The 4,372-nt window shown below is 53.7% G+C and carries 6 protein-coding genes; 3 read left to right on the top strand and 3 right to left on the bottom strand.

What is annotated here, in order from left to right; genetic code table 11:
• Positions 1 to 416 precede the first annotated feature (416 nt).
• The gene (locus tag ABJD00_RS04010) at positions 417 to 845 is read right to left on the bottom strand and encodes an Rrf2 family transcriptional regulator (protein WP_413848698.1); all 429 of its coding nucleotides are present in this window, start codon (positions 843 to 845) and stop codon (positions 417 to 419) included.
• Between the two features lie 105 nt (positions 846 to 950).
• On the opposite strand from ABJD00_RS04010, the gene ABJD00_RS04005 reads away from it, so the two are divergent.
• Genes ABJD00_RS04005 through ABJD00_RS03995 form a run of 3 tightly spaced genes read left to right on the top strand, consistent with a single transcriptional unit; the run spans position 951 to position 3,075 of the window.
• Complete coding sequence (locus ABJD00_RS04005; protein WP_413848696.1) at positions 951 to 2,165, top strand: GTP-binding protein; 1,215 nt, start codon at positions 951 to 953, stop codon at positions 2,163 to 2,165.
• Positions 2,162 to 2,797 (top strand): DUF1826 domain-containing protein, encoded by a 636-nt coding sequence (locus ABJD00_RS04000; protein WP_413848694.1) that lies wholly within the window; start codon positions 2,162 to 2,164, stop codon positions 2,795 to 2,797. The genes ABJD00_RS04005 and ABJD00_RS04000 overlap by 4 nt, the downstream gene beginning before the upstream one ends.
• Positions 2,794 to 3,075, top strand: coding sequence for a DUF6525 family protein (locus tag ABJD00_RS03995; RefSeq protein ID WP_413848692.1), 282 nt, complete (start codon positions 2,794 to 2,796; stop codon positions 3,073 to 3,075). The genes ABJD00_RS04000 and ABJD00_RS03995 overlap by 4 nt, the downstream gene beginning before the upstream one ends.
• Before the next feature lie 167 nt (positions 3,076 to 3,242).
• Here the strand turns inward: ABJD00_RS03995 and ABJD00_RS03990 are convergent, their stop codons facing one another.
• Positions 3,243 to 3,575 (bottom strand): potassium channel family protein, encoded by a 333-nt coding sequence (locus ABJD00_RS03990; RefSeq protein ID WP_413848690.1) that lies wholly within the window; start codon positions 3,573 to 3,575, stop codon positions 3,243 to 3,245.
• Positions 3,576 to 3,696: 121 nt separating this feature from the next.
• Positions 3,697 to 4,224 (bottom strand): HdeD family acid-resistance protein, encoded by a 528-nt coding sequence (locus ABJD00_RS03985; protein WP_413848688.1) that lies wholly within the window; start codon positions 4,222 to 4,224, stop codon positions 3,697 to 3,699.
• Positions 4,225 to 4,372: the final 148 nt, after the last annotated feature.

The following is a 4,372-nucleotide window of genomic DNA, read 5'->3' as shown; positions in this document are numbered from 1 at the left end:
TCCTCCTATTTTGGTTATTCGATGAGGCACGAAGGGTGCGGCGATGGCAACTTTTTGCGTCCTTTGTCCACCTTAATTCAAAATCTGTGTTGTATCGGCACTGCGTACAGTGACCGCTTTGGGCTCAGAGCTGTCATTCGCCGAAGATCGCGCCAAAGACCGCTATGCGGACAAACCCACCATTGACGTTTACGATTGGAATGACTGCTCTTCGCACTTTTCGATGGCTGTGAACGCTGCTTGGATCGGCAAGAGAAATATGTTTCGCGTGTGACCTCCCAAGGCAGCTCAACAGAATGCGTACAGACAAAACAAAACAAATCCACCTTGGAGCACCCTATTGCGATGGGCATCGTGGGAAATCGGCGCACTCGTTCAATCTGCGCCGCCCGAATGGAGGTGTCAGGAAAGCGGGCTCAGCTGTCGCAATAACTGCATGACCTTAGATGAACATCTGTGATTGAGGTTTCGCGCAACCTCTGCACAAGACTTTCTTCAATGTCTTCGAGGACTTCTGCAACGCGCGTTTGAAGGCCCGTTTCGACGCTGCAAAGCGACGGTGCAGGGTCGCTGTCGCTTCCTGACACGAGCCGCTCATCCAAAGCCAGATAGACATCTGCAAGCGTGATTCCGCGGGCTGGTTTGGCGAGCCGCCACCCACCAGCATGTCCCTTTTCAGACGAAAAAAGACCCGCTTCCCGGAGTTTCCCACGCACACGACGCACGACCACGGGATTCGTTCCGGCGTGACCGGCAATATCCGCTGATGTTCTCACGCGGTCAGGATCACACGCCATGTGGCTGAGCGTATGCAAAGCGAGAGATAAGCGACTGTTCCGCTTCATGCGCCGAGTTCCTCCAAAACGCCAATGCACGTAACAATGGCAGTTGCATTTGTCTAGCAACTGCGTAAGTTGCGTGATCGTTATTATATCCTCTGGAGAGCACATATGTCAGATACTCGGCTTCCCGTCACGGTCTTGTCCGGATTTCTGGGCGCGGGCAAAACAACCTTGCTGAACCGTGTTCTCAACAATCGTGAGGGGCGGCGCGTGGCTGTCATCGTCAATGACATGTCCGAGGTGAACATCGACGCAGACCTTGTTCGTGCTGACACAGAACTCAGCCGCACAGATGAGACGCTGGTCGAGATGTCCAACGGCTGCATCTGTTGCACGTTGCGGGACGATCTTCTCGATGAGGTGCGCCGGTTGGCGGCGGAGCGACGGTTTGACTATCTGCTAATCGAGAGCACGGGAATTTCCGAACCATTGCCGGTTGCTGCTACTTTCGATTTCCGGGACGAATTGGGCGAAAGCCTGTCTGATGTGTCCCGGTTGGATACCATGGTGACTGTGGTGGACGCTGTGAACCTGCTCAGAGACTTCTCGAGCCACGATTTTCTGCGTGACAGAGGCGAGGTCATGGGGGACGAGGATGAGCGCACGCTTGTACATCTGCTGACCGACCAGATGGAATTTGCCGATGTGGTGATCCTGAACAAGGTGGCCGATGCGACGGAGGGACAGGTTGATGCGGCCCGCAAAATAATCCGCAGCCTGAACGCAGATGCCGAAATCATAGAAACCAATCATTCCGAAGTCGCGGCCGAGAAAATCCTCGATACCGGCCTTTTCGATTTCGAAAAGGCGCATGAGCATCCGATGTGGGCCAAAGAGCTTTACGGTTTTGCGGATCACGTGCCCGAGACTGAAGAATATGGTGTCGCGTCCTACGTCTATCGAGCACGCCAGCCCTTCATTCCTGAAGAAATTCTGGCAGTCCTTAACGGTGAATTGTCCGGTGTGATCCGCGCAAAGGGGCATTTCTGGATTGCTACACGGCCTGAGTGGGTTGCCGAGTTTTCACTTGCCGGAGCATTGTCCAGTGTCAAACCGATTGGTACCTGGTGGGCTTCTGTCCCGCAGGAACGCTGGCCCGATCACACATCTGCACGCGAGTACATGCAACAGCATTGGCTGGAGCCGTGGGGTGACCGTCGTCAAGAGCTGGTGTTCATTGGAGCAGACATTGACTGGGCTGCCTTGAAGTCCAAACTGGACGCCTGCCTTGTTCCAACTGTTTTGGCGGCCGGACCTGATGCCTTGCCTCTCGATATGCCTGACCCATTCCCAGGCTGGCGCCGCGTCGAGAACGCCGCATGAACCCAATGCGAACGGAGGTCAAAAATGCGGCCATCGGCGTGGGCATCGCGGATGAACCCACCGCGCTCGATGTATTTCTCAAACCCGGATGCGCCGCGGCTATCTGGCGCAAGCAAACGCCACAGTATGTGCAATCCTGGTTGGATAAACTTCCACCGGACATTCTGCCGCGAGGACGGGTCATTTTACAGCCTCATGAGGTGGCGGACACGGTGCGACATCTCTTTGACATTGCCGGAATGCCCACAGGTTCAGAGCGTGACTGGCTACAGAGTGACATTACAGGACTGGCTGAGGTGTTTTCCAATCTTTTGCTGGCCAGATATCTGCGACTTCGTCTGGATGTCGTGAAGTCAAATGCCTGCCGTAGGTTTCACATCGATTCCATCTCGGCGCGCCTGATTTGCACCTATCGCGGCACAGGAACGCAATACGGCGTCTCAGTCGACGGTGCGGAACCAACACGTGTCTTTACAGTAAAGACCGGCGCACCCTGTCTATTGCGCGGAACCCTCTGGCCCGCCGATCCGCCATCCGGCTTGCTCCATCGTTCACCACCAATCGAAGGAACCGGCCAGACCCGGTTCGTCCTCGTGCTCGATCCTGTCGCAGATCCGGAAGACGAAATATGAATCGCAATCTCGGACAGAGCAGCCTGCGTCGCAAAAGGCGTTCCGGTGACCCTATGGATGCCTTTGACGGATTGCCTGCACCCGTTCGTCAGTGGGTCGCACAGGCGGCCTTGCCATGGTCGCCAGCCTCCGTTCATAACATTTGGTCAAAATCGCGGGCCAAAGGGCTGTCAGCTGAAGAAGCACTGCAAACACTTACCCATGCCGAAGCCCGGACATTGGCCCGTGATCGGCAATCTACTGTTTGCAAAATCAACTCCATCACCCGAAGGAAGTAAAACGTCGAATTTCTTTCGGCGTTCCTGTGCTGCCAATTTTGCATTCAATGTCAGCTAGTTGTGGATTGCTGTCATTCTTACAATGTACAGTATCGGTAACTAGGGCTCGAAGCAGTCATCCGCCGCGGCCTGCGCCAAGGACCGCTCTGCGGCCATAGCATTGCTCCTCAATCGCGAGTGTCGTGATCTTTCTGACGTTGTGCGAGGATGGCATCGGCGACTGCTGTTGCCATGGCCACAAACACTCCGAGCCCTACGATCACGTATCCGATAGTAAAAACCTTGCCTGGAATGGTTTCTGGTGAAAAATCGCCATACCCAACTGTCGATATCGTCATCACTGAAAAGTAAACGGAATCTAGCCAACCCCACTTCTCTACGTAATGATAAAATACTGAAGCGCCAGAAATGATTGCAAAAGTGAAAGCTACTAATCCAACAGCCCGAGGATCGGTGAATGCTGCCTGAAGAGCTCGACCAAGCCGAGCAAGTGAGTTCATCGTACAGTTTGCTTTCCGATGCTTAGTGGTGAGAACTTTGATGCTTGATCCCGAGATCATTCCAAATGCTAGGCCCACAATCTGATTGGCGGGCCTAGTGAGCGATTATCGGCAAGGCAGCTTATGCAGCCGCGGCAGCATCTCCATCACTGCTAAAGGCCATCGCAAGCGCCGAGACGCCATCAGACAAAAGCTGTACGCCCAGAAGTATTCCGAGCGCCGATACTGCCGAGACTGGCCAATTCATGAAGATGATTATGCCGATGGCCAATGACGCAATGCCTGACACAAGAACGAGCCAGAAGAAGCGGCGATCTTCCAGTGCGAATGACAAGATCACTTTAGAAATGCCACCTGCAAGGCAAAGAATAGCAATCATAGTGGTGAGTGCCATCATTCCCTTTAACGGATGCCCAAGTATCGTGATGCCAAGGTAGACAGCCAATGCGCCAAGCAAAATTGTCCATATTTTTGAACCCGCACCTTCGACACGGAATCCGGCAAACACTTGCAACACACCAAACAAAATGAACAGCCACGCGACCATGACTGTAGCTATGCCGCTGGCGAAAACTGGGTTCATCAGCGCTATCACCCCACCGACAATTGACAGTAACGCCATCAGTATCCACAAGAATTTATTGCCCATTTTAGCATCCTCCTATTTTGGTTATTCGATGAGGCACGAAGGGTGCGGCGATGGCAACTTTTTGCGTCCTTTGTCCACCTTAATTCAAAATCTGTGTTGTATCGGCACTGCGTACAGTGACCGCTTTGGGCTCAGAGCTGTCATTCGC

Source organism: Tateyamaria sp., from assembly GCF_039945315.1.
GTDB lineage: Bacteria > Pseudomonadota > Alphaproteobacteria > Rhodobacterales > Rhodobacteraceae > Tateyamaria.
Note: the sequence above shows the minus strand (reverse complement) of the source record. Positions and strands in the feature narration are given on the sequence as shown.

Bases quoted from the DNA above. Each gene is read 5' to 3' on its own strand.
- ABJD00_RS04010 (WP_413848698.1), bottom strand. From the start codon at position 845: ATGAAGCGGAACAGTCGCTTATCTCTCGCTTTGCATACGCTCAGCCAC.
- ABJD00_RS04005 (WP_413848696.1), top strand. From the start codon at position 951: ATGTCAGATACTCGGCTTCCCGTCACGGTCTTGTCCGGATTTCTGGGC.
- ABJD00_RS04000 (WP_413848694.1), top strand. From the start codon at position 2,162: ATGAACCCAATGCGAACGGAGGTCAAAAATGCGGCCATCGGCGTGGGC.
- ABJD00_RS03995 (WP_413848692.1), top strand. From the start codon at position 2,794: ATGAATCGCAATCTCGGACAGAGCAGCCTGCGTCGCAAAAGGCGTTCC.
- ABJD00_RS03990 (WP_413848690.1), bottom strand. From the start codon at position 3,575: ATGAACTCACTTGCTCGGCTTGGTCGAGCTCTTCAGGCAGCATTCACC.
- ABJD00_RS03985 (WP_413848688.1), bottom strand. From the start codon at position 4,224: ATGGGCAATAAATTCTTGTGGATACTGATGGCGTTACTGTCAATTGTC.